We start from the raw sequence: 23,339 nt of genomic DNA on the forward strand, positions 1-23,339 counted from the left end.
GGTGATCGGTGGGATGCTGGGGGTATGGCGGAAAAGTGGTATTACTGCTTGAAGCATCAGCGCGCTGAGCTAGGGATGAAATGCTGGTTCCGGGATCGGATGGGGCCCTATCCGGACCAGGCGACGGCCGAGCGGGCGCTCGATATCGTGCGGGCGCGCAACGAGCGGGAGGACGCTCGGGACCGCTCGTGGCGCGAGGGTGATTGAACTCACTGCGTAATACCCCTCAGGTACTCGTCAGGCTCATCAAGTACGGTTTCTCAGAAATCAACCGAAATGCTCGGCGGTCCGGCGTGGGCTGCGGGCTGGAACAGGCGAGCAGGGAGGGCGACCCTTGAGGGTTACCGTTGTTGTGCCGACCTACAACGAGCGGGAGAATCTGCCGGTTGCGGTGGAGCGGCTGACGGCGCTGCCAGTGCCCGACCTGCATGTGCTCGTGGTGGACGACAATTCGCCGGATGGCACCGGTGAGGTCGCCGACAAACTGGCGGCCGAGCTACCGAATGTGGTCGGCGTACTGCACCGCACCGAGAAGGACGGCCTCGGCCGCGCCTACGTGGCGGGTATCACACGGGCGCTGGACGAAGGCGCGGATGTGGTCATCCAGATGGATGCCGATCTGTCGCATCCGGCCGAGGTGATTCCGGCGATGCTGGAGAAGTTGCAGACCACCGAAGCCGGCGTGGTGCTCGGATCCCGGTATGTGCCGGGCGGCTCCACCGCCGAGGAGTGGAAGTGGTACCGCAAGGCCCTCTCAGCCTGGGCCAACTTCTACGTCAACCTGATCCTGCGGCTGGGAGTGAAGGACGCTACCGCGGGCTTCAAGGCGTGGAAGGCGGATACGCTGCGCGCCATCGACGTGGCCTCGATCCGCAGCAACGGCTACTCGTTCCAGGTCGAGATGAACCACCGCACCGTCAAGAAGGGCGTTGCGATCGCCGAGGTGCCGATCCGGTTCGAGGAGCGCACCGTCGGCGCCTCCAAGATGAGCCTCAAGGTGCAGCTGGAGTCGGCGCTGATGCCGTGGAAGCTGCTGTTCGGCCGCTCGGTCTGATATACCGCTGATCGAACGACGCGGGGCCCCACATCCGGATCGGATGCGGGGCCCCGCGTCATTGCGCGCACTCACCGCGAGGACGGCCAGTGCAACAGGGTGTCGATATAGCGCTGCCGGACCGCCTCGACCTCGGCGTCCATCTCGTCCGGATCCCACGCCGCCACGTCGATCGGCGGCAGGATCGCGACATCCACCGTCCCCTTGCGCGCGATCATCGAATTCCGCCAGGAGATTTCGCCCGCGTTGCGGATCACCACCGGAATAACCGGCACCCCGGCCCGGTAGGCGATATGGAACGCACCCTTTTTGAAGCGCCCGACTTCCGGCGTGTACGAGCGGGTTCCCTCGGGGGCGATCGCGATCGACAATCCGCCCCGCAGCGTCTCCACCACCGGCGCGAGCTGTGCCTTCGCCTGCGTCGTATCGGCGCGGTCGATGAATGTCACGCCGACGAACCGCATCAGCGGCCCGAAGATCGGATTGCGGGTCAACTCCTTCTTGCCGATCCCGGTGACCCCGCCCTCGAGCACCCTGGGCACGATGATCACGTCGAACTGACTCTGATGGTTGAACAGGAAGACCGCGGGCCGAGGTGCGCGGGCATTCTCCACGCCGGTCACCCGCAGTCGCACGCCGAGCACCCGGAGGGTGGCGCCGGTGCCGTTGGCCATCAGCGCGTCGGCCATCTTGCGCCGTTGCCGGGTGTAGGACTTGGACAGCACCCCGAATACCGCGCCGCCGAGCATTGCGGCGAATCCGGCGATGGTGCGCAGGTAATCCCCGGGGCCGGGCGACCGCCTCGGCCGGAAGGTCAGATCGGGCCAATCGTTTTCGGCGGCGGCCACATTCAGGGTGCGCTCCGGATTCACCACCACCGGATGCCCCACCGCGGCGAGTAGCGGCAGGTCGGCGGCCGTATCGGCGTAGGCATAGCTGTGGGCGAGATCGATGCCGCGGGCGGCCGCGAAGGCGCGTACCGCGTCGACCTTGCCGTTGCGCCACAGTGTCTTTCCGTCGACGTATCCGGTCAGCACGCCGTCGCTGATCGCCATCGAGGTGTAGAGCAGATGGTCGATGCCGAGTTCGGCGGCGGCGGGCTCGACCTGGAATCGGGTCAGCGCGCTGGCCAGTACCACGGTATGTCCGGCCGCCCGGTGGGTCCGGATCAATTGCCACGCCTCCGGGTAGAGATGCCCGTAGATGGCGTGCCGGAACAGTTGTTCGCCGAGCTCGTCGAGTTCGGTCTCGGGCAGGCCGGCCAGCGCCTGCGAGGCCTGTTGCAGGAACCGGCTGTACTCGCCGTCGGTGAGGCCGTTGCGGATGCCGCCGAGCAGGGTCGCGGCGGCTTCGCCGGTACCGCGCCGCAACAGCCGCCGGAAGAACGGCGGCCGGGTGAAACCGTCGACAACGGTGCCGCCGAAGTCGAAGACCGCGGCGATTTCGGGGCCACGCGGTCCGGATCGAATCGCCGCCAGCAGTGCCTCGAGCGTCCGCGGGGTATCGGCCGACGCCCGCGCGAAGGCATCGCCGGGCTGTGCGGCCGCGCTGCCCCTCATTGGGCGGGCCCCAGCCGATTCGACGGATCGAGGGTGGCGGCGCGGGAGATGAGCGCGCCGATAGTGCGCAGTTGCTCGGCGAATTCGTTGCGGCGCCGGGTCGACTCGGCGCGATCCTCGGCGGAGTCGAGGTCCGCGGGTCGCAGCAAACCGTAATTGTCGGCGAGCTTCAGCGCACTGGTGAACAGTTCGGTGGATACCGACTCCGGACTGTGCAGCCGCTGCTGCAGCAGCATCTGCTTGCCGACCGCGAGGCATTCGTCGAGGAATTGCTTGCGGTCGATCTCGACCGCCGGATCGCGGGCGGCGAGGCGTTCGGCCACCACGAGCTGAGCGTCGACGAACGATCGCAGCACGCGGTGCGCCATCATGAATCCGGACGCGGTCAACTTCGCCAGCACGTCGGTCCCGAAGGTGTCCCGGCGGGTGTGGTTGAGCCAATCGGGGTCGACCAGCCGCATTTCGGCGGTCATCTGGGCCGTGAACTCGGAGCGGTCGGGGAAGAAGAAGTCGAACTTCAACAGGTCGCGCAACCGGTAGGCCTCGTCCCAGCCGGTGCTCAGCTGATCGCTGTCGGGCGATTCCACCGCCGCCAGGATCGACAGCTCGAGGATGGCCCGGTTGATGAACCAGTGCACGGCGCTGTTGCGGTAGAAGGCGGCCTCCAGGTGAGCCCCGGATTCGATGGAGTACACCGGCTCCAGTCCGCCGCGATACACCGTGACCACCTTGGCCAGTGAGAGTTGTTCCAGCACCACGGCCAGGCTCTGTTCGTCGCGCAGCGCGGCGAGTTCGCCGCTGGGCAGCCCGCGTTTGTCGATATAGCCGAGCACCGGGGCGAGCAGGGTGCGCACCTCGCCGAGGGTGAGGGCGCGTTCGTCCACACCGAGCAGGGCCAGCGTGGCCAGCGCGTTCACGGTGATCGGGGTGACCGCGTTGATGCCGACGGCGATCTCGAAGGCCAGCCGTTGCACCGCCTTTCGCTCGAGTTCGGCCGTTTCGTCGTCGGCCGCCATCGAAATGGCTTCGACCTGCGCCGAATCCGTCCGGTGCAGCGGAATGGAGATCGAGGGCGCGCTGAGCGGATCGCCATTCGCCGCCAGCCGTTCGCGCGCCGATAGCGGGTCGCCGAACCGGACGTAGACGTGCCCGGCGGAATGCTGCTGGCTGCGCACATACCGCGCGAGCCAGGCCAGCCCCTCCGGCTTCTTCTTCCCGCCGACCTGTTCGGTGGCGATCGCGCCGAGTTCGTTGAGGCGTTCGTAGGTGATCGAGACCGGGACCAGCATGACGTCGTCGATCCGGTTCGCGCGGACCGCGGCGGCAAGATAGTTCAGCAGGCCGTAGCGCGGCGGCCGGAGCTTGCCGGTGCGGGTGCGCCCGCCCTCGAAGTACCACTCCAGATTGAAGCGCTTGGCCAGCAGATAGGCGAAGTACTCCTCGACCACCGCCTTGTAGACCTCGTCGTCGCCGAAGCTGCGCCGGATGAAGACGGCGCCGGTGCGGCGGGCGATCGGCCCCATCGGCCAGAAGCTCAGATTGGCCCCGCCGATCACGTGGTTCGGCGGAAAATCATTGCGGGCCAGCACGTCGCCGAGTACGAACGCGTCCACATAGGAGCGATGCGAGGGCAGGAAGACCAGCGGGTGGCTGCGGTTGAGCGCGCGCAGCGCGGCCAATCCGGATTCCTCGGTGTCGACCTTCCAGGTCGAGGCGTGTACCGGCCGCATGGCCTGGGTGAACAGGTCCGAGACCAAGCGGCTCTGCGCGGCGACGAGTCCGTTCAGCGCCTTCTCCGCCCGCCGGTACACCTCCTGCGGTGCGGCGCCGATCTGGTCGGCGATGAGTTCGAGCCTGCGCAGGAATTCGGGGGAGTCCAGGATTTCCTCGGCCACCAGCCGCGGCACCTTGTACCGGTCGCCGATGATGGATCGCTCGGCGCGTTCCAGCGCGACCACCGCGGCGCGCACGATGGCGCGGGCGAACGGTTCGGCGGAGCCCGCGGCCATCATCGCGTAGGCCTCCGGGTTGTTGAGTCGCAGTTCGCTGAGCAGCGCGGGCTGGCCGGTGAGTATCACGTGCCGATCCGGCGATTGGTGCACCAGTCTGCGCTGGGCCAGTCGATGGGGTTTGCGTGGATTGGTCAGCAGCGCCAGATCGGCGAAGGTGATGCGCCGGACTCCGTCGCGTTCCGGCGGCAGCCACAGCACCCGGATCGGGACCACGAGCGGGTCGTCGCGTCTGCCGACCAGGCGGGCGGCGATGGCGCCCGCGTCCAAGTCCAACTGGGTGACCGGAATGTCGGCGCCGATTTCGGCCGCGAAGCCGCCCTCGCCCAGCCAGGTGCCGATGAGGTCGCGTTCCACCGGCGAGGACGACTCGATCAGCGCCACCACCGAACCCGGCGGCGTAGTTCGCGAAGTCGGTGCGGGAGCACCCCCGTCGTGATCGATCATGGCTGGTCCCTCCGCAGACTGGCGATCCCCCTATTCAATCTCTCCGCGGCCGTTCGCGCAGGAACTCCGTGCGGCGAGTTGGCTCGCCGCACAGGGGTCGGCCGCCGACCGAACTTCCCGCTGGTGCGCCCGTGGCGGTTGCCGTGGGCCCGCAGGAGCCTACGGTGTGTGCGGAAACTGCTGATGCGCAGCAGAAATGGCCCGCTGGGCGGGATGCCGTGTGTTCGCGAGCACACCATCTCAGCGGCGAGGTAATGCTAACCTTACCTCCACAAGTTAGGCCAGCATAACCTTGGAGGATCGTTGTCGACCACGGACGAGCGCTTGCGCGTGGAGTATGTGACCGATCCGGCGGCAGCGATGTCCCGGCTGGCTGCGGCCGATCGGTTCGGCGAGTACGTCATGTACGAGCGTCCGGGGGAATGGGTATTCGCCGCCGACCCGATCGGCAGTATCGAACTGGATGTACACGAGCTGCGGGTGAGCTGGGAAGGGCAGACCTCGGCCCGCAAGTGGGAGGGGACCCCCGCGAGCGTCCTCAACGAGACGCTCGGCAGATTGCCGCTGGCGGGCCGAAAGGCATACGGCTGGATCGGATTCGAATTCTGCGCGTGGGCGCTCGACGCCACCGCACACCTGGATCCGCGAGCCTCGTTGGCGCATTTGATGATTCCGCGGATCGAGGTCCGCGTCGGCGAGTCCGGTGTGCGGATTTCCGGCGCCACCCCCACCGAGGTCGGCGATATCCATGACCTGATCGCGGCCTCGCAGGACAGCGCTCTGCCGCAAGCGCATCCCACCGACATCCGGCTCGACCCGACCGGCTACCGGGACCGGGTCGCCGCGGCGGTCGACGAAATCCGTTCCGGCCGCTATCAGAAGGTCATCCTGTCCCGGAAGGTCGAGCTGCCCTTCGCGGTCGACGTGCCCGCCACCTACCGGCTCGGACGCGCGCACAACACCCCCGCCCGGTCCTTCCTATTGCGCCTGGGCGGGCTCGAGGCGGCCGGTTTCAGCCCGGAGCTGGTGGCCTCGGTGGACGACGATCGGGTGGTGACCACCGAGCCGCTCGCGGGCACCCGCGCCTTCGGCCTCGGTCCGGAGATCGATAGCGCGGCCCGTGCCGACCTGGTCCGCGACCCCAAAGAGATTGTGGAACACGCTATTTCGGTGCAGACATCCTTCGCCGAGATCGCTGCGGTGGCCGACCCGGGTACCCCGGCGGTATCCGATTTCATGGCGGTCCGGGAGCGGGGCAGCGTCCAGCACCTGGCCTCCACGGTGCGTGGCAGGCTGGCCGCCGACCGTTCCAGCTGGGATGCGCTCGAGGTGCTCTTCCCGTCGGTCACCGCCTCCGGCATCCCCAAGCGCGAGGGCGTCGACTCGGTATTCCGCCTGGACGGCGACCCACGCGGGCTGTATTCCGGTGCGGTGGTGACGATTTCCCCCACGGGTGCGATGGAGGCCACGCTGGTGCTGCGCGCGGTCTACCAGACCACCGAGGGCGCCTGGCTGCGCGCGGGCGCGGGTATCGTCGGACAATCCCGTCCCGAACGGGAATTCGAGGAGACCTGCGAAAAGCTGGGCAGCGTAGCGCCTTACGTGGTCAAGGCCTGAGTCTCTAATCGTCGTCCCGGCGTGCGCCGGGACGACGATCTCGCTTCTCGGCGACGGTTAGGCGCTCCCGGAGTGATCAGTTCGTGGTGACGGCCCGGTCACGCAGTGTGCGTGGCCAATTCGCGGTGCCAGCTGATGCCTCTTGCTCCTCGGCGCGGGGATCGCCTGTGCCGCAACTCGTCCCGACGACAAGCATGGTGATCGTGGGTGCGTGCTCGCCGGTGAGCAGGATGAGTATCGCGTTTGTAAAAACTTGTGGACAACGATCGCTCCCGATCCCGACGAATGCCAGCTAGCCTCACTCGACAAGATCGCCTATTCCAGCCAGAGGACCGCCGCCATGAACAGTCTTCTACATACGTCCGGGTCCGCCCGAAGAACTTCGACCGAGGGTCTGCTCAGCGGAAGGACCGCTGTCGTCACTGGAGCCAGCCGTGGCATCGGCCGGGCGATCGCGATCAGGTTCGCGGCGGAGGGCGCGAACGTCGCGATGATCGCCCGGACCCAGGAAGCGCACCCCGAACTGCCCGGCACGATCCACGCCGCCGCCGCCGAAGCGGAGGCCGCCGGCGGCGATGTGCTGCCGCTGGTGGCGGATGTGCGTGATGACAAGGCGCTGGCGGATGCGGTCGATCAGATTGTCGAGCGGTTCGGCGGTATCGACATCCTGGTCAACAACGCCGGATCGGTCGATCTCACCGTCGCCGAGCAGATCGGGATGCACCGCTACGACCACATGCAGGCCGTCAACGTCCGCGCCCCGTTCCTGCTGTCCAAACTGGCGCTCCCGCACCTGCGCGCCTCGGCACGAGCCGGGCGCAACCCACACATCCTCACGCTGTCCCCACCCCTCAACATGAATCCCGAGCACATCGGCAACGGCGTTGCCTACACCGTGTCCAAATACGGCGTCAGTATCGCCACCATCGGTTTGGCGCACGAATTCCGGGAATACGGCATCGCCGTGAACTCCCTGTGGCCCCGGACCAAAATCGACACTGCGGCGGTACGCAACCTACTCGGCGGCGCAGCGGCCGTCGCCGCGTCCCGCAGCCCCTTGATTTGTGCCGATGCGGCTCTGATGATCGTGACCAGTCCCGCGTCGGCCTACACCGGTCAGCTTCTCTTGGACGAGGATGTCCTCGCTTCCCACGGCTGCACCGACCTGGACGGATATCGCGTCGTACCGGGCACCGGCGCGCTCGCCAACGACCTCTTCATCGACGCGTAGACCACCGCGCAGGAAGCGAACCCATACGCGCGGGTACATGACGGTTTCGCTATCCGCGCAGTGCCTTCTTGTCGATCTTCCCGACGGCGGTGATCGGCAGCTTGTCCGACTGCCGGAGCAGATCGGGCAGCTTGTAGGTGGCCAGGCCGCGCTCGGTCAGGAAGGTTTTGATCTCGGCCAGGCTCGGCATCGCACCGTCGACAACGAGGACGGCGCAGACCTTTTCGCCGAGGGCGGCGTCCGGCAGCCCGACCGCGGCGGCATGGCGCACCGCCGGGTGGGCCAGCAGATGCTCTTCCAACTCGTCGCAGGAGATGTTCTCGCCGCCGCGGTTGATGACGTCCTTGATGCGGCCGGAGACGACGAGGTGCCCGGAGGGCAGACGGCGGACCAGGTCGCCGCTGCGGTAGTAGCCGTCCGGGGTGAACGCGCGGGCATTGTGTTCGGACGCGCGATAGTAGCCGCGAATGGTGTAGGGGCCCTTGGTGAGTAGTTCGCCCTCGGCGCCGGGTTCGACATCGTTGCCGTCGGCGTCGACCACCCGCACCTCGTCGGCGGGGGAGAGCGGGCGGCCCTGGGTGGTGCAGATCAGTTCGTCCGAATCATCGAGGCGGGTGTAGTTCAACAGGCCCTCGGCCATGCCGAATACCTGTTGCAGCTTGCTGCCGAGCGCGGGCCCGACCTCCCGTGCGTTCACCTCGGCCAGCCGGGCGCCGCCGACCTGGAGCAGGCGCAGCGACGATAGCTCGGCCTCCTCCCATTCGACTGCCGCGCTCCACAATTGAGCCAGCGGCGGTACGACCGCGGTGACCGTCACCCGGTGCTGTTCGATCGCGGCGAAGGCATTCTCCGGGCTGGGATCGGTGACGAAGGCGAGGGCGCCGCCGACGCCGATGGTGCCGAGGATGCCGGGGCAGGCCAGCGGAAAGTTGTGTGCGGCGGGCAGGGTGGCGAGGTAGACGTCGTCCTCGGTGAGTTCGCAGACCTCCGCGCTCGCGGTGGCGTTGTAGACGTAATCGTCGTGGGTGCGGGCGATCAGCTTCGGTAGTCCGGTGGTGCCGCCCGACACCAGCATCAGCGCGATATCGCTCGGGTCGATCTCCGGTAGCGCCGTCCCGTCGCGGGGTACCGAGTTCAGGTCGGTGAACACGCCCGGATCGCCGAGTACCAGCACATGGCGCAGGGTCGGCACGGTCGCGCGGACCGTGGCGGCAAGCTCGCGGTAGTCGAAATCGCCCTGCCGGTCGGCGACGATGTAGGCGACCGCCTCGGAAAGCGCCGCCAGATGCTCGATTTCGGCCCTGCGGTGCGCGGGCAGTGTCAGCACCGGGATGATGCCCGCCCGCAGCAGTCCGAAGAGCACCGTCAGGAACTCCGGCACATTCGGCAACTGCACGACGACCCGGTCGCCCGGTGCGATCCCCAGCGCGAGCAGTCCGTGCGCCATCCGGTCCGCCTCCGCGTCCACCTGCGCGTAGCTGTGTGAATTCGCGCCGTCGAGCAGGGCCGGGCGATGCGGGTGCCGCCGCGCGGTGTCGCGCAGCAGATCACCGAGCGGGCGGCCGGTCCAGTAGCCCGCTGCGCGGTAGGTCTCGGCCGCGTCGGCGGGGAAGGGGACGTAGCCGTCGCGGTGGCCGGTGGCCGCGGGGGATGTCGAAGTCACGGTCTGCCTCACGTGCGGGAGTTAGCGGGGATATCGATGTAGGTTAGGCAACCCTATCTCAACCGAAGAAGTAGTCGGCTCGAAGGCGTGGAAGTGAGGTTCGCCGTCCCGCTGAACGGTCACGTATACCGGACTAGACTCACCGCTATGACCCGTTGGGACACCTCGGATATCCCCGATCAGAGTGGCCGGTCATTCATCGTCACCGGTGCGAACAGCGGACTCGGCGCGGTGGCCGCCCGGGCCCTGGCCGGGGCGGGGGCGGAAGTCGTACTCGCCTGCCGGAATGTGGCCAAGGGCGAGCGGGTGGCCGCGGGCCTCGGTGAACGCGCGCGGGTACGCAAGTTGGATCTGGCCGACCTCGCCTCGGTACGCGAGTTCGCCGCGGGGGCGGACCGGGTGGACGTGCTGATCAACAACGCGGGCGTCATGGCCGTCCCCGAAGGGCGCACCGCCGACGGCTTCGAAATGCAGATCGGCACCAACCACCTCGGCCACTTCGCGCTGACCGGCCTGCTGCTGGATAAGGTTTCCGATCGCGTCGTCACCGTTTCCAGCGGCGCGCACGCCGCGGGCAAGATCGACCTGGACGATCTGAACTGGGAACGCCGCAAGTACTCCCGCTGGTCCGCGTACGGACAGGCCAAGCTGGCCAACCTGATGTTCGCCTACGAACTCCAGCGCAAGCTGACCGCGGCGGGTTCGCCGAAGATCTCGGTGGCCGCGCACCCCGGCTACGCCGCCACCGAATTGCAGTCGCACACCGAGTCGTTCATGGATTCGCTCATGGCGGTGGGCAACCGGATATTCGCGCAGAGTGCCGAGATGGGTGCGCTGCCGGAGCTTTTCGCCGCCACCATGCCGGTCGATCCGGGCGCCTACTACGGCCCGACCGGGCTGGGGGGCATGCGCGGATACCCGGGTCGATCCGATTCGACCAAGGCATCCAAGGATGAGTTGGTCGCGGGTGAATTGTGGGAGCTGTCGGAGAAGCTGACCGGCGTCACCTACTCGTTCGGAACGTAGCACGCGAGAACGACTATCGGCCCGGCCGGTCGATGTCGTGGAAGAACTGTCGGCACGACCGATCGGCAGCGAGTGGTACCCGGTATGACCTGGTTCACATTCGCGTGCTGTCACACTCCGGAGCACTGCGCCGTCCTCTCTATGAAGCCAACCGAAACCGCCAGGAAGAAGGCACATCATGGACGCGCGATTCGACTACTACGGCAACGACAACGGCGCGAAGTTCATCAAGCGCATCGGTAACGCCGGGCTCGTCGTCGACGGCTCCACCCTGCCGAAGCCGACCCAGGAACTGGTCAAGCTACGTGCCAGCCAGATCAACGGCTGCGGCTACTGCACCGATATGCACTCCAAGGATGCCGCGCATGCGGGCGAGACCCAGGTCCGCTTGAACCTGGTCGCCGCGTGGCGCGAGGCCACCGTCTTCACCGAGGCCGAGCGTGCCGCGCTGGCGCTCACCGAGGAGGGCACCCGCCTGGCCGACGCGCACCACGGCGTCAGCGACGACACCTGGGCACAGGTCGAAAAGCATTACGACGCCGACCAGATCGCGGCGCTCATCTCCCTCATTGCTCTGATCAATGCCTACAACCGGATGAATGTGATCGCTCGCATCCCGGCGGGCTCCTATGAGCCCGGCCAGTGGGGGTGAGCCGCGAGACCGCACGACACGCCCGGCGCATCGGCCGGTGTAGGGCGTGACATGCGGCACTCCGACGATTTCTAGAGTTGGCCAGCGCGTTACCCGTTGATCTCTGCTGGTACAGTGGCCGTCGTGCAGCGCGCGTATTTCTGGTTTAGCAAGCCGGCCCTGGGTGGGCTGGTCTGCGGCAACCTCCTGCGCTGACTCTCCTCCACCCCGAGCCGGATGATGGACCGGCTCGACGGGTTTCACGTTCCGTGGGTCGGCCTGAAGAAAAGGAACCCACACATGACAACCGCAGCTGACGTCGACGCGCGGCATTCCGATCTCGACGACCAACGCACCCTCAGCGTGAGCCCATTGCGCTCACCGGCCGAGGTGCGTCGGGTGCACCCGATCACCGATGCCCTCGCCGACACCGTCCGGGCGGGCCGCAAGGCCACCGTCGACGTGCTGAACGGCGTCGACGATCGCCTGATGGTGATCGTCGGCCCCTGCTCGGTGCACGATCCCGCGGCCGCCATGGATTACGCGCGGCGCCTGGCGGCCAAGGCGGCCGAGCTGGATGACCGGCTGCACGTGGTGATGCGGGTCTACTTCGAGAAGCCGCGCACCACCCTGGGCTGGAAGGGCCTGATCAACGATCCGCATCTGGACGGATCCTTCGACGTCAATACCGGACTCGGCTTCGGCCGCAAGCTGCTGGTCGACATCACCGCGCTCGGCCTGCCGGTCGCGTGCGAGTTCCTTGATCCGATCACCCCGCAATACATCGCGGACCTGGTCTCGTACGGCGCGATCGGGGCGCGTACCGCGGCCAGCCAGGTGCACCGCCAGTTGAGCAGCGCGCTGTCCATGCCGGTCGGCATCAAGAACGGCACCGATGGCGACGTGCAGGTGGCGGTGGACGGCGTGCGCGCCGCCGCGGCCAGCCACGTCTTCCCCGGCACCGATCTGGACGGCCGCTCGGCACTGATCCGCACCAGCGGGAATCCGGATTGCCACGTGATCCTGCGCGGCGGCAGCACCGGCCCGAACTACGACGCCGCCTCGGTGGCCGAGGCCTGCATCCGGTTGGAGAAGGCGTCGCTGCCGCAGCGGATCGTGGTGGACGCCAGCCACGGCAACAGCAATAAGGATCACAATAAGCAGGTCGACGTGGTCACCGATATCGCCGACCGACTGGCGGACGGTGAGCCGGGCGTGATCGGCGTGATGCTGGAAAGTTTCCTGGTGGCGGGCCGCCAGGATCTGACGCTGGGCCATGCGGACGAGCTGACCTACGGCCAGTCCATTACCGACGCGTGCCTGGATTGGGAGACCACCGCTCGGCAGCTGGATCGGCTCGCGGCCGCCGTGCAGGAGCGCCGCGACCGCTGAATGGCATTCGAACCCCGCCGACGGGTCCACCGAAGTGGTGGGCCCCGGCGGATTCGCCGCTCATTCGGTGTTCCCCGTCGATCAGGTCGCTATGACGGCAAGCAGGTCGCCCGATGTGCGCGTCCGCGTATGGAACCCGGCGTCGGCGAGGTGTTCGATGAGCTTGCCCGGGGCGGGTTTCGGGCTCGACGCCGAGCCGCCGACGGGGCTGCCGTATCCGTAGAACAGATAGAGCGCGCCATTCGGACGCAGTAGCTGTCGGATGAGATCCAGTTCGGCGGTGGGACGTTTGGTCCAGAACAGATTCACGTTCACCGCGAAGACTTTGTCGAATCCGCTGCCGACGAGTCCGGGATCGACGCCGACCTGCTCCGGGCGCAGCGTCTCCAATCCGGCATGTACCAGGCTGGCCCGGCCGGAATCGATATGCGCGGCATGGCGTTTGCTCGCCCGGGCGATGGCGGTGGGGGAGCGGTCGACGCCGACGATATATCCGTCGATCAGCCGTGCGGCGACCTCGGCGATCGAATCACTGGATCCCGGCCCGATTTCGAGCAGCCGATCCGACGGGCGAACCCCCATCGTCGATACGATCCAGCGGAAGCGCGCGTCACCCGGCATATTCGCAATCTACGGTGTCTCGGCCGCCGTGGTGGTCGTGTTTGCCGACCGGCGAGCGCCGGGTTTCCGGCGGTGGACTCGTGGTGACACGCGGGCTCAACGGCACCGCGCTCGGAGGGGGATCCGGCGGACCGTAGAATCGTCCCGATGGTTGCCGCTCTTCTCGCTGACTTGTTCGAATCGCATCGGGCACATTTGCTTTCCGTCGCCTACCGGATGACGGGCAGTGTCAGCGACGCCGAGGACGCGGTCCAGGAGAGCTGGCTACGGCTGGCCGGGGTGCACCAGTCCGAGATCGATGATCTGCGCGCCTGGCTGACGACGGTGGTGAGTCGAATCTGCGTCGATCACTTGCGCAGCGCCGCGGCACGCCGGGAAACCTATGTGGGGCAGTGGTTGCCGGAGCCGGTGGTGACCGGCGTGACGCCCGTGGGTGCGCCGGATCCCCTGGAAGTGGCGGTGCGCAATCAGGATTGCAGGCTGGCCGTGATGGTGGTGCTCGATACCCTGACGCCGCCGCAGCGGGTGGCCTTCGTACTGCACGACGGGCTTTCGATGTCTTTCGACGAGATCGCCGAGATACTCGGGGTCTGCGCGGATGCCGCGCGGCAGTTGGCGGTGGTGGCCCGCAGGGCGGTCGACGATATTCCGGCGCCGGTGCCCGACGACGAGCACGAGGCGGCGGTGCGACGGCTGCTCGCGGCGTTGGCCACCGGTGACGTCACCGCGGTTGCCGCTGCGCTGCACCCGGATTCGGTGCTGATCGGCGATGCCAACGGCACCACCTCCACCGCCGTGAATATCATCGGTGGCGCGGATGAGATCGCCCGCTTCATGCTCGGCCTGGTCCGCAAGTACGGCATCGGGGATTCCGGCGATGCCGCGACGCGCTATGAATTCGCCACGGTCAATGGACAATTGGGCCTGGTGATGAATCTGGATTCGGAGACCGACGAACAGGATTGGCATCCCGCTCGGGTCGTCGGCTTCACGGTACGCGACGGATTGGTCTGGGGCGCTTACGATCACGCGAATCCGGCCAAGCTGACGGGTGTGCGACTCTGAGCCCGTGCCAGGCCGGACCCTCATCGGCCGGCCTGGCACGTCCGGCGTCGCTATGGCGTCGTCGAGCCGGTGAACCAGTCGCCGGTCGAGGATCCGGTGCCCTGGTTGCCGGTTGTGGACCCGGTGAAGAAGTCGCCGGTCGAGGATCCGGTAAACCAATTACCGGTGCCCGCGACCAGGTCGTGGGCGATATTCCGAAGGAAACCCAGTACCGATCCGGCGACCTCCGACGCGGCCGGCTGCAGTACTAGGTCGAGATAGGAGGCCATATATGCCCCTTTCGAGATTCCGCCGGGTCGGCGGATATGTGAGGTAGAACACGGCGAGGCTAGCTGCCGCTGGGGAAACGCACAACCGTGCAGGTAGAGGCGTCAAAGTAAATGTGAAACATAGCCGTTCGCTATCTGATGGCAACAATAGCGATCGCTGGGCTACTCTCCGGAGTATGCTTCCGCGACCATCGACCGTTGCCCGCCTGCGCCCCTTCGCCTCGACGATCTTCGCCGAGATGACCGAACTCGCCGTCCGGCACGGCGCGGTCAATTTAGGCCAGGGATTCCCCGATACCGACGGTCCCGCGGGCATGCTCGAGGTCGCCAGGCAGGCGATCGCGGACGGGCTGAACCAGTACCCGCCGGGCCGTGGCATGCCGATCCTGCGCCGCGCCATCGCCGACGACCGGGCCCGCCGCTACGGCACCCGATACGACCCGGACACCCAGGTGCTGGTCACCGTCGGGGCCACCGAGGCGATCAGCGCCACCCTGCTCGGCCTGGTCGAACCCGGCCAGGAGGTCGTGCTGATCGAGCCCTACTACGACTCCTATGCCGCGGCCGTCGCGCTGGCCGGTGCGACCCGTCGCACCGCCCGGCTGGTCGCCGACGGTGACCGGTTCGTACTCGACCTGGACAGCCTGCGCGCGGCCATCACCCCGGCCACTCGGATGCTGGTGGTGAACTCGCCGCACAACCCGACCGGAACCGTGCTCGGCCGCGCGGATCTGACCGCGATCGCCGAAATCGCCTGCGAGCACGACCTGTTGGTGCTCACCGACGAGGTGTACGAACATCTGGTCTTCGACGGCACCGAGCACATCAGCCTGGCCACCCTGCCCGGCATGGCCGAGCGTACCGTGGTGGTCTCCAGTGCGGCGAAGACTTTCAGCGTCACCGGATGGAAGACGGGCTGGGCCTGCGGTCCGGCCAATCTGATCGACGGCGTGCTCGCGGCCAAGCAGTTCATGACCTTCGTGGCGGGTGGCCCATTCCAGCCCGCCGTCGCGCACGCACTCGACCACGAACTCGACTGGGTCGCCGACCTGCGGGATGCCTTGTCGGAGAAGCGGATCCGACTCTCGGCCGCGCTCGCCGACACCGGTTTCGGCGTGAAGTACAGCGCGGGTGGCTATTTCGTCTGCGCCGACATCACCCCGATGGGCGCCACCGACGGACTCGACTTCTGCCGCGCACTGCCGGAGCGTATCGGTGTCGCCGCGGTCCCGGTCAGCGTATTCACCGACGACAAGGCATCGTGGAACCACCTGGTCCGCTTCACCTTCTGCAAGCGCGACGAGGTCTTGGACGAGGGGGTCCGGCGGTTGCGCGCCGGAGTTCGCGTCGGCTGAAAACCTGACGCTGATTCGGGGTGATGCGCGTGGGCGCCACCACCTACCGACCCCGAAGGTCGGGGCTGTGCCGGGCCTGCGGAGCGCGCCACTGATACCGGCGCGCCAGCAACCGGAACGCGATGGCGAGTGCCGCCGCCAGCAGACCGCTCCACGCCCGGTAGTAGCCGAAATGCAACAGCGTCGCGGTGGCCGCCGCGCCGAATAGCGCGGGCACCGCGTACAGCTCCTGATCGGGGCGCAGCACGCTCGGCACCTGGCCGCCGAGCACATCGCGGATCACCCCGCCGCCGATGGCGGTGACCATGCCGAGCAGCGCGGCGGTTGGCGCGCCGGTGCCGTAGCGGTAGGCGACCACCGTTCCGGTCACGCAGAACAGTCCGAGTCCGACCGCGTCGGTGATCTCCAGTGCGCCGCGGGTCAGCCGGTGTGACGGGTGGCGGAAGAAGATGACCAGTGCGGCGAGCAGGGATGCGGTGAGATAGGTCAGATCGGTGAAGGCGCTGGGCGGGGTGCGCCCGATGAGCAGATCGCGGATCACCCCACCGCCGAGCGCGGTACTGCACGCGAGTACCGCCATACCGAAGATGTCGAGATTCTTGCGCACCGCCAGCAATGCCCCGGAGGTAGCGAACGCGATCACACCGAGCAACTCGCCGATCCGCTGTGCCGCATCGGCCGCGGAGTCGAGCTGGGTCGCCATGATGTCCAGTCCCGCGCTCATCGATCAGCTCCTTCCGCGCGCACTCTGCCCCAGCAGGTTTGCACGAGGGGCCCTGTGAGCTCCGTGACACCCTGGTTACCGCCGTACCGCGCGGGGCAACCGGGCAACGGTGGCGGGCGATCAGGCCGGGGTCGGCCGCGCCCGATCGGTCGCCAGCATGACCGCGATCCCGCCGAGCATCGACCCCATCACCCACCGCTGCGTCCGCAGCCACAGTGGCCGTCCGGTCAGGAAACCGGAGATCCCATCGGCCCCCAGCACGATCAGTCCGTTCACCGTCAACGCCACGGCGATCTGTACCGCCCCGAGGCACAGACTCTGTAACCACACCTGCCCGCGCTCGGGGGCCACGAACTGTGGAATCAACGCCATGTACATGATCGCGATCTTCGGATTCAGCAGATTCGTCACAAAACCCATGGTGAACAGCCTGCGGACCGGATCGGCGGGCAAGGTGCTCGGCGCGAAGACCGAAACCCCACCCGGCCGCACCGCCTGCCACGCCAGCCACAGCAGATATGCCGCCCCCGCCAGCTTCACCGCCAGATACAGCCCGGGAACCACCGCGAAGACCGCGGTGATACCCGCCGTCGCCGCGGCGAGGTACACCCCGAACCCGGCCGCGACCCCAGCCAGCGACACCAAACCGGCCCGCCGCCCCTGCGACACCGTCCGCGACACCAGATACATCATGTTCGGCCCGGGCGTGAGCACCATCCCCAATGCCGCCGCCGCAACCCCCAGCACCGCCGCAATCTCGATCATGACCGCGATCGTCGCGCACGGCGGCGTCCCGCGTCTCGGTCCACTCGGCAGCCGGTGGACCGGTGCCGGGGCGGCGGAATCGCGCCGCCGGAACAAATCGGGGCGCTTACACGCTGTAGTTGCGGAGCCGTTGGCAGTACTGTGCCCTCGGCGTGGTCTGCATCAATGCCCGTGGACGGGTGTTGTCGGTGGCCTCGGGGAGAATGGTCGGGTCGGCGCGATCGGGTGGGCGATGGGTGTCCGACCGCCGTATACAAGGAGAGACTGTGACCGACGGTCCACTGATTGTTCAGAGTGATAAGACGCTGTTGTTGGAGATCGACCACGAGTCGTCCGATATGGCGCGCCAGGCCATTGCCCCGTTCGCCGAACTGGAGCGGGCTCCCGAGCATGTGCACACCTACCGGGTGACGCCGCTGGCGCTGTGGAACGCGCGCGCGGCGGGCCACGATGCCGAGCAGGTGGTGGACGCGCTGGTCACCTACTCGCGGTACGCGGTGCCGCAGCCGCTGTTGGTCGACGTCGTCGACACCATGGCCCGCTACGGCCGATTGCAGCTGGTGAAGCATCCGGCGCACGGGCTGACATTGGTCAGCCTGGATCGCGCCGTGCTGGAGGAGGTGCTGCGGCACAAGAAGATCGCGCCGATGCTCGGAGCCCGCATCGATGAGGACACCGTGCAGGTGCATCCGTCCGAACGCGGCCGGATCAAGCAGATGCTGCTGAAGATCGGCTGGCCCGCCGAGGATCTCGCGGGTTATGTCGACGGCGAGGCGCATGCGATCGAACTCGATTACGAGGGCGGCCACTGGGCGTTGCGCGACTACCAGCGGATGGCGGCCGATTCGTTCTGGGCGGGCGGCTCGGGTGTGGTGGTGCTGCCGTGTGGCGCGGGCAAGACGATGGTCGGCGCGGCCGCGATGGCGCAGGCCAAGGCGACGACCCTGATCCTGGTCACCAATACCGTCGCGGGCAGGCAGTGGCGGCGCGAGCTGCTGGCGCGCACCTCGCTCACCGAGGACGAGATCGGCGAATATTCGGGTGAGCGTAAGGAGATCCGCCCGGTCACCATCGCGACCTATCAGGTGATCACCCGCCGTACCAAGGGTGAGTACAAGCACCTCGAACTCTTCGACAGCAGGGATTGGGGCCTGGTCATCTACGACGAGGTGCATCTGCTGCCCGCGCCGGTCTTCCGGATGACCGCCGACCTACAGTCCCGGCGCAGGCTCGGGCTGACCGCGACGCTGGTGCGCGAGGACGGCCGCGAAGGTGATGTGTTCTCGCTGATCGGGCCGAAGCGCTACGACGCGCCGTGGAAGGATATCGAGGCGCAGGGCTGGATCGCCCCGGCCGAATGCATCGAGGTGCGGGTCACCCTCACCGATGCCGAGCGCATGGCCTATGCGACCGCCGAACCGGAGGAACGGTACAAGCTGTGCTCCACCGCGCATACGAAGATCGCCGTGGTGGAGTCGATCCTGGACCGGCATCGGGATGCGCCCTCCCTGGTGATCGGCGCCTATCTCGAACAGTTGGACGTGCTCGGCGCCGAGTTGAACGCGCCGGTGATCCAGGGTTCGACGAAAACCAAGGAGCGCGAGGAACTCTTCGATGCCTTCCGGCGCGGCGAGATCCCCGTCCTGGTGGTGAGCAAGGTCGCGAATTTCTCCATCGATCTTCCGGAAGCCTCTGTGGCGGTGCAGGTTTCGGGCACATTCGGGTCGCGTCAGGAGGAGGCGCAGCGGCTCGGCCGTCTGTTGCGGCCGAAGCAGGACGGTGGCCAAGCCCACTTCTATTCGGTGGTCGCTCGTGACACCCTGGACGCCGAGTACGCGGCGCACCGGCAGCGTTTCCTCGCCGAACAGGGGTATGCCTATCGCATTACGGATGCCGACGACTTGCTGGGACCGGCCATCGGATAAGCGGAGGCGCAACCTCCGTAACGTGTGCTAGGAAGAATACGTGCGACGCTTCGAATTCGCGGTGGACCGCAGGCACGCCCATGCGGTGAACGAAGTCTTCGCCGACCTGCGGCGACTACGCGTCATGGCGATCGCGGCGGCGGTCATCGCGGCCACCGGCACCGCCTATCTGATCTGGCTGAACCACCCGTGGTCCTATCTGCTGGCCGTCGCCTTCGCACTCGGCGCGGTGGTGGCGCTCTGGGTGGCGCTGTGGGCGCCGCACCGATCCAGCATCGATAAGCTGTACGCAGACGGTGAGCTCGTCCCCGCGGTGGTCTCCGAAACGCATCCGAGCGGTGTGGTGCTCCTCGCACTGGTCGACGTCTCGAAGCCGGAGACACCGAATCCGCGCTACGCCTTGGTCATCCGGAAGGTGCGCGACCTGCCCGGCCACCAGAAGCGCGCGGGCGAGCGGGTGCCCTCGGTCGCGATCCGCACCGATCGGACGCCACGCCAGGTGGGCGAGCGCTGGCAGACGGTGAGCGCGATGCCGATCGCCTGGGGGACCAGGGACGACACCGTCATCGCACGCGCCCGCGCGGCCATCAGCGAGGTGGAGTGGCGGCTGCTCACCGACAATCTCGAACTCGCCGCGAAGGTGCGGCGCACGTCGGCCAAGCGCCTGCTCCTCGATCCGCAGCAACTGCCCGGCGATCTGGGTTCCTGAATCCGCCTGCACCGGGCCGACACTCGCGTCGGCCGCTACCGGAAACCGGCTTGCGCCGCGCCCTAGACTCGAAGGATGGTTCCAGCTTCGAATCTGCTGGCATTCCTTGCGGCAGCGGTGGTCCTCGTCATTGTGCCGGGACCGGGTGTGCTGTTCACCATCGGCCGGGCGCTGACGCTGGGCCGCCGCGCCGCGCTGCTCTCGGTACTCGGGCATACGGTGGGCGTCTTCCTGGTGCTATTGCTGGTCGCCCTGGGTCTCGGCACCCTGCTCATGGCGTCGGCGCTGGCGCTCACCGTGGTGAAACTCGCGGGTGCGCTCTATCTCGTCTATCTCGGCGTGCAGGCGATCCGGGAGCGTAAATCGCTGCGTGACGCGCTGGGCGCCGCCGTCGAACCCGCGCTGGACTCCCGGGTGCTGCGCCAGAGCGTCATCGTCGGGCTGACGAATCCGAAGGTGATCGTTTTCTTCGCCGCGATCCTCCCGCAGTTCGCCGAGCCATCGGCCGGGTCGCTACCACTGCAATTCCTGATCCTCGGCAGCATCATCCTGGTGGTCGCGCTGATCTCCGACAGTGCGTGGGCGTTGCTCGCCGCCTCGGCCAGGACCTGGTTCGCACGGTCGCCGCGCCGATTGGAAGCGGTCGGCGGCGCGGGCGGTGTGATGATTGTCGGCCTCGGCGCGTCGGTGGCGCTGAGCGGCTCGACGCACTGAACCGGTTACCATCCAGCGAGATCCGTACAGCGGTATCGCGGGGGATTGCCGAAAGGGGTTGGTGGGCGAGTGAGGTTATCCGGCCTGTGGGTGGCCGCGGTGGCCGCGGTGCTTGTCACGGCGCTGCCGGGTACCGCGTACGCGGATCCGTTCGTCGGATCACCCGGTCTGGGCGACCCGTACTACCCACTGGACGGCAATGGCGGCTATGACGTCGGACATTACGACGTGACCATCGACTACGACCCGCCGAGCCGTGAACTCATCGGCCGAACCCGCGTCGACGCCACCGCGACCCAGGCGCTGCGCGTGTTCAACCTCGATTTCAACGGCCCGGATGTGCGGATGGTTTCGGTGAACAACCTGCCCGCCGCCTTCGATCGCAACGGCGAACACGAGCTGACGGTCACCCCGCTACTGCCGCTGCTGCCCGGACTGCCGTTCACCGTGCTGGTCGATTACGCGGGACCGGCGGCGGACACCGAGGGGGAGGGCTGGACCCTCGCGCCCAGTGGCGGCGCCTTCGTCGCCGGGGAGCCGCATTCCGCCACCACCTGGTATCCGCTCAACGACACCCCTTTGGATAAGGCCACTTTCGCGCTGCATGCGACCGTGCCCGCGGAATGGGAGGTGGTCTCCAACGGACTGCGCACCGGGGATACCGTGCGAGGCGACAAGCGGACGGTCAGCTGGGAGTCGCGTCAACCGGTGCTCGGCTACCTGACCACCGTGGCGATCGATCACTTCAGCTACCTCGAGCAGCGCCGCGCCAACGGCACCCCGCTGCTCAGCGCGTTCGCTCCGGAGGCGGAGCGGAATCGGGAGACCGAGCAGCGGTTGCCGGAGATCCTGGACTTCGCCGAGGCGCTGTACGGCCCGTATCCGTTCGAAGCCGCGGGCGGGATCTACGTCGATGCCCCCATCCAGTTCTCGCTGGAGACCCAGACCCGGCCGATCTACGCGCCGTGGACCGACCTACAGACCGTGGTGCACGAAATCGCGCATCAGTGGTGGGGCGATTCGGTGTCGGTGCGTCAGTGGTCGGATATCTGCCTGAACGAATGCTTCGCCAGCTACACCGCGGATTATCTGTGGCCGGAACGCATGGAGGGCGCCGACGTCGACGCCGACTATCGGGAGACCGTCGCCGCATACCAGGACGTGCCGGGATTCTGGGACATTCCGCTGGAGAATCCGGGCGCCGGAAACGAATTCACCTCGGTCTACTATCGCGGGCCGCTGTTCCTGCACGCCTTGCGCAAGCAACTCGGCGACGACGTATTTTTCGGAGCCGTCCGGGAATTCATTACCGCACATACCTATGGCAATGCCTCCATGCCGGAGTTCCGCATGTTCATGCAGTCGAAATCCCGGACCGATCTGACCGGCTTCTTCCGGGCCTGGCTCGACACCACCGCGCCGCCGCCGGAGGAATATCTGTTCCCCGGCTCCCTGCGCAGCTAATCCTCACCGACCCGCTCGCGGGCCCGTCGCGCCCGGCGTTCGACCCGATCCAGCTGCCGTTGCGCGGACCGGAGTTGTTCCTGCGCACCGCGTTCGGCGGTGCGGGCGAACTGCCTCTGCTGTTCGGTGTGGGCCAGTTCGGCGCGCAGTTCGGTGAGGCGGGACTCGATCGCGGTCAGCGCGTTCGTCGCTCGCTCGATCTCATCGCGCGCAGAATCCCTTGCTGTGCACGCGGATTCGAGGTCGGCGAGAGCGTCGTCCAATTCTCGTCGCGCCGAATCGTCGGCGGATTCGGGCGGAGCCGACGGTGCGGGTGTGGCGGGTTCGGCGGGGGCGGTATCGGGTACCGCGACCAAGGTCGGTCCCGCGGGCCCGAACCCCTCGTAGCTCGCCGCGCTGGCCAGCGTCGCGGTTCGAATCTGTTCCGCCACAGTGGGATCGGCGAGTGCGGCGGTCAGTGTCCGACTGACCTCGCGCAGTACCGTTTCCCCGACTGCGCGGCCGTATTCGGCGGCGAGTGACCCGGCCCGCGTCGCGAGTGCGTTGACGACCTGCTGACGCTGCGCCCCGAGGCTGCGGAGTTGATCGCCGGACAATTCCCGCTGTGCCGTGCGCAGCGCCGCGCCGAGTCGCAGAAGTGCCGCTACATCGTCGGGGGACGAGCGCGCGAGCAGGTTGACCGTCCACGCGGTGACCGTCGGCTTGCGCAATTTTCCGATCGCGGCCGCGAGTTCTTTGTCGCCCGCCGCCTTGGCCGCGGCGACCCGGGCGTCGCGGGCCGCGACGAACTCGGTGGGGTCGAGTCCGTACAGATCGCGTGCCGCCTCCTCGAGGGTCATACTTGTCAAGCGTAACGATGGGTCCGCTCGCCGCGACACACTGGACGAGTTGGGCAATCGTCCACGTTGTGGGCGATCTATGGAAGGTATTGCTAGTGAACAGTTTCGGACTGCAGTTGCTGAACGGTCTGCTCCCCAGGCTGCTGGGTTTCTCGCTGCTCGGGATGTACGGCCTGGGGCTCTGAGTCTCCGCGCCGAACGTCCGGGAAGGACTGGATGCGGCCACCGTCATCGTGCAGGTATCCTCACCGCGTTCACGA

21 protein-coding genes are annotated in these 23,339 nt (G+C 67.4%); 13 read left to right on the plus strand and 8 right to left on the minus strand.

Annotation, left to right across the window (positions count from 1 at the left end):
- Positions 1–24 precede the first annotated feature (24 nt).
- Together AB0H61_RS20090 and AB0H61_RS20095 are read left to right on the plus strand one after the other, a co-directional pair.
- The gene (locus AB0H61_RS20090; RefSeq protein ID WP_357306561.1) at positions 25–207 is read left to right on the plus strand and encodes a hypothetical protein; all 183 of its coding nucleotides are present in this window, start codon (positions 25–27) and stop codon (positions 205–207) included.
- A gap of 127 nt (positions 208–334) precedes the next feature.
- A complete protein-coding gene (locus AB0H61_RS20095) occupies positions 335–1,054 on the plus strand; it encodes a polyprenol monophosphomannose synthase (protein ID WP_357306563.1) in 720 nt (239 codons plus the stop codon).
- Between the two features lie 71 nt (positions 1,055–1,125).
- On the opposite strand, the gene AB0H61_RS20100 is transcribed toward AB0H61_RS20095, so the two are convergent.
- Together AB0H61_RS20100 and AB0H61_RS20105 are read right to left on the minus strand one after the other, a co-directional pair.
- Complete coding sequence (locus AB0H61_RS20100; protein WP_357306566.1) at positions 1,126–2,613, minus strand: HAD-IB family hydrolase; 1,488 nt, start codon at positions 2,611–2,613, stop codon at positions 1,126–1,128.
- Positions 2,610–5,069 carry a glycerol-3-phosphate 1-O-acyltransferase gene (locus tag AB0H61_RS20105; protein WP_357306569.1) on the minus strand — a complete coding sequence of 820 codons (2,460 nt, stop codon included), beginning with the start codon at positions 5,067–5,069 and terminating at the stop codon, positions 2,610–2,612. Before AB0H61_RS20105 ends, AB0H61_RS20100 begins: the two co-directional genes overlap by 4 nt.
- Positions 5,070–5,372: 303 nt before the next feature.
- Here AB0H61_RS20105 and nbtS point away from each other — a divergent pair, with 303 nt between their 5' ends.
- Together nbtS and AB0H61_RS20115 are read left to right on the plus strand one after the other, a co-directional pair.
- Positions 5,373–6,686 (plus strand): nocobactin biosynthesis salicylate synthase NbtS, encoded by a 1,314-nt coding sequence (gene nbtS, locus AB0H61_RS20110; RefSeq protein ID WP_357306572.1) that lies wholly within the window; start codon positions 5,373–5,375, stop codon positions 6,684–6,686.
- A gap of 340 nt (positions 6,687–7,026) precedes the next feature.
- Positions 7,027–7,917 (plus strand): SDR family oxidoreductase, encoded by an 891-nt coding sequence (locus AB0H61_RS20115; protein WP_357306574.1) that lies wholly within the window; start codon positions 7,027–7,029, stop codon positions 7,915–7,917.
- Positions 7,918–7,966: 49 nt separating this feature from the next.
- Here AB0H61_RS20115 and AB0H61_RS20120 read toward each other — a convergent pair whose 3' ends face one another.
- The gene (locus tag AB0H61_RS20120) at positions 7,967–9,580 is read right to left on the minus strand and encodes an AMP-binding protein (RefSeq protein WP_357306576.1); all 1,614 of its coding nucleotides are present in this window, start codon (positions 9,578–9,580) and stop codon (positions 7,967–7,969) included.
- A 147-nt stretch (positions 9,581–9,727) separates the two neighbouring features.
- On the opposite strand from AB0H61_RS20120, the gene AB0H61_RS20125 reads away from it, so the two are divergent.
- The 3 genes from AB0H61_RS20125 to AB0H61_RS20135 all read left to right on the plus strand — a co-directional run bounded on the left by AB0H61_RS20125 (position 9,728) and on the right by AB0H61_RS20135 (position 12,629).
- Positions 9,728–10,606: an oxidoreductase gene (locus AB0H61_RS20125; RefSeq protein ID WP_357306579.1), complete on the plus strand. Its 879-nt coding sequence runs from the start codon at positions 9,728–9,730 to the stop codon at positions 10,604–10,606.
- Positions 10,607–10,784: 178 nt separating this feature from the next.
- A complete protein-coding gene (locus tag AB0H61_RS20130) occupies positions 10,785–11,258 on the plus strand; it encodes a carboxymuconolactone decarboxylase family protein (protein ID WP_357306581.1) in 474 nt (157 codons plus the stop codon).
- Positions 11,259–11,537: 279 nt separating this feature from the next.
- On the plus strand, positions 11,538–12,629 hold the full coding sequence (locus AB0H61_RS20135) for a 3-deoxy-7-phosphoheptulonate synthase (protein WP_357306583.1): 1,092 nt from the start codon (positions 11,538–11,540) through the stop codon (positions 12,627–12,629).
- Positions 12,630–12,710: 81 nt separating this feature from the next.
- Here AB0H61_RS20135 and AB0H61_RS20140 read toward each other — a convergent pair whose 3' ends face one another.
- Positions 12,711–13,250, minus strand: a complete 540-nt coding sequence (locus tag AB0H61_RS20140; RefSeq protein ID WP_357306585.1) for a class I SAM-dependent methyltransferase — start codon at positions 13,248–13,250, stop codon at positions 12,711–12,713.
- 147 nt (positions 13,251–13,397) lie between these two features.
- On the opposite strand from AB0H61_RS20140, the gene AB0H61_RS20145 reads away from it, so the two are divergent.
- Positions 13,398–14,315, plus strand: a complete 918-nt coding sequence (locus tag AB0H61_RS20145; protein WP_357306588.1) for a sigma-70 family RNA polymerase sigma factor — start codon at positions 13,398–13,400, stop codon at positions 14,313–14,315.
- Positions 14,316–14,365: 50 nt separating this feature from the next.
- On the opposite strand, the gene AB0H61_RS20150 is transcribed toward AB0H61_RS20145, so the two are convergent.
- Positions 14,366–14,584: a hypothetical protein gene (locus tag AB0H61_RS20150; RefSeq protein ID WP_357306590.1), complete on the minus strand. Its 219-nt coding sequence runs from the start codon at positions 14,582–14,584 to the stop codon at positions 14,366–14,368.
- A gap of 176 nt (positions 14,585–14,760) precedes the next feature.
- Here AB0H61_RS20150 and AB0H61_RS20155 point away from each other — a divergent pair, with 176 nt between their 5' ends.
- On the plus strand, positions 14,761–15,939 hold the full coding sequence (locus tag AB0H61_RS20155) for a pyridoxal phosphate-dependent aminotransferase (protein WP_357306591.1): 1,179 nt from the start codon (positions 14,761–14,763) through the stop codon (positions 15,937–15,939).
- A 43-nt stretch (positions 15,940–15,982) separates the two neighbouring features.
- Here AB0H61_RS20155 and AB0H61_RS20160 read toward each other — a convergent pair whose 3' ends face one another.
- Both AB0H61_RS20160 and AB0H61_RS20165 read right to left on the minus strand, forming a co-directional pair.
- Positions 15,983–16,663, minus strand: coding sequence for a trimeric intracellular cation channel family protein (locus AB0H61_RS20160; RefSeq protein WP_357306594.1), 681 nt, complete (start codon positions 16,661–16,663; stop codon positions 15,983–15,985).
- Between the two features lie 120 nt (positions 16,664–16,783).
- A complete protein-coding gene (locus AB0H61_RS20165; protein WP_357306596.1) occupies positions 16,784–17,428 on the minus strand; it encodes a LysE family translocator in 645 nt (214 codons plus the stop codon).
- Positions 17,429–17,694: 266 nt separating this feature from the next.
- Between AB0H61_RS20165 and AB0H61_RS20170 the strand changes: the two genes are divergently transcribed.
- The 4 genes from AB0H61_RS20170 to AB0H61_RS20185 all read left to right on the plus strand — a co-directional run bounded on the left by AB0H61_RS20170 (position 17,695) and on the right by AB0H61_RS20185 (position 22,240).
- Positions 17,695–19,353 (plus strand): DNA repair helicase XPB, encoded by a 1,659-nt coding sequence (locus AB0H61_RS20170; RefSeq protein WP_357306599.1) that lies wholly within the window; start codon positions 17,695–17,697, stop codon positions 19,351–19,353.
- Positions 19,354–19,393: 40 nt separating this feature from the next.
- Positions 19,394–20,062 carry a DUF3239 domain-containing protein gene (locus AB0H61_RS20175; RefSeq protein WP_357306601.1) on the plus strand — a complete coding sequence of 223 codons (669 nt, stop codon included), beginning with the start codon at positions 19,394–19,396 and terminating at the stop codon, positions 20,060–20,062.
- A gap of 75 nt (positions 20,063–20,137) precedes the next feature.
- Positions 20,138–20,776 carry a LysE family translocator gene (locus tag AB0H61_RS20180; RefSeq protein WP_357306604.1) on the plus strand — a complete coding sequence of 213 codons (639 nt, stop codon included), beginning with the start codon at positions 20,138–20,140 and terminating at the stop codon, positions 20,774–20,776.
- A gap of 69 nt (positions 20,777–20,845) precedes the next feature.
- Entirely contained in the window at positions 20,846–22,240 is a 1,395-nt protein-coding gene (locus AB0H61_RS20185) for a M1 family metallopeptidase (RefSeq protein WP_357306606.1), read from the plus strand.
- Here the strand turns inward: AB0H61_RS20185 and AB0H61_RS20190 are convergent.
- Positions 22,237–23,079, minus strand: coding sequence for a hypothetical protein (locus AB0H61_RS20190; RefSeq protein WP_357306609.1), 843 nt, complete (start codon positions 23,077–23,079; stop codon positions 22,237–22,239). The two genes, AB0H61_RS20185 and AB0H61_RS20190, sit on opposite strands and share 4 nt — an antisense overlap.
- Between the last annotated feature and the right edge of the window lie 260 nt (positions 23,080–23,339).

It is taken from the genome of Nocardia sp. NPDC050710 (assembly GCF_040654375.1).
Classification (GTDB): Bacteria; Actinomycetota; Actinomycetes; order Mycobacteriales; family Mycobacteriaceae; genus Nocardia.

What these genes read in the sequence shown, in the direction of transcription:
- AB0H61_RS20090 (WP_357306561.1), top strand. Translation starts at nt 25, where the DNA reads ATGGCGGAAAAGTGGTATTACTGCTTGAAGCATCAGCGCGCTGAGCTA.
- AB0H61_RS20100 (WP_357306566.1), bottom strand. Translation starts at nt 2,613, where the DNA reads ATGAGGGGCAGCGCGGCCGCACAGCCCGGCGATGCCTTCGCGCGGGCG.
- AB0H61_RS20105 (WP_357306569.1), bottom strand. Translation starts at nt 5,069, where the DNA reads ATGATCGATCACGACGGGGGTGCTCCCGCACCGACTTCGCGAACTACG.
- AB0H61_RS20115 (WP_357306574.1), top strand. Translation starts at nt 7,027, where the DNA reads ATGAACAGTCTTCTACATACGTCCGGGTCCGCCCGAAGAACTTCGACC.
- AB0H61_RS20125 (WP_357306579.1), top strand. Translation starts at nt 9,728, where the DNA reads ATGACCCGTTGGGACACCTCGGATATCCCCGATCAGAGTGGCCGGTCA.
- AB0H61_RS20130 (WP_357306581.1), top strand. Translation starts at nt 10,785, where the DNA reads ATGGACGCGCGATTCGACTACTACGGCAACGACAACGGCGCGAAGTTC.
- AB0H61_RS20135 (WP_357306583.1), top strand. Translation starts at nt 11,538, where the DNA reads ATGACAACCGCAGCTGACGTCGACGCGCGGCATTCCGATCTCGACGAC.
- AB0H61_RS20140 (WP_357306585.1), bottom strand. Translation starts at nt 13,250, where the DNA reads ATGCCGGGTGACGCGCGCTTCCGCTGGATCGTATCGACGATGGGGGTT.
- AB0H61_RS20145 (WP_357306588.1), top strand. Translation starts at nt 13,398, where the DNA reads ATGGTTGCCGCTCTTCTCGCTGACTTGTTCGAATCGCATCGGGCACAT.
- AB0H61_RS20150 (WP_357306590.1), bottom strand. Translation starts at nt 14,584, where the DNA reads ATGGCCTCCTATCTCGACCTAGTACTGCAGCCGGCCGCGTCGGAGGTC.
- AB0H61_RS20155 (WP_357306591.1), top strand. Translation starts at nt 14,761, where the DNA reads ATGCTTCCGCGACCATCGACCGTTGCCCGCCTGCGCCCCTTCGCCTCG.
- AB0H61_RS20160 (WP_357306594.1), bottom strand. Translation starts at nt 16,663, where the DNA reads ATGAGCGCGGGACTGGACATCATGGCGACCCAGCTCGACTCCGCGGCC.
- AB0H61_RS20165 (WP_357306596.1), bottom strand. Translation starts at nt 17,428, where the DNA reads ATGATCGAGATTGCGGCGGTGCTGGGGGTTGCGGCGGCGGCATTGGGG.
- AB0H61_RS20180 (WP_357306604.1), top strand. Translation starts at nt 20,138, where the DNA reads ATGGTTCCAGCTTCGAATCTGCTGGCATTCCTTGCGGCAGCGGTGGTC.
- AB0H61_RS20190 (WP_357306609.1), bottom strand. Translation starts at nt 23,079, where the DNA reads ATGACCCTCGAGGAGGCGGCACGCGATCTGTACGGACTCGACCCCACC.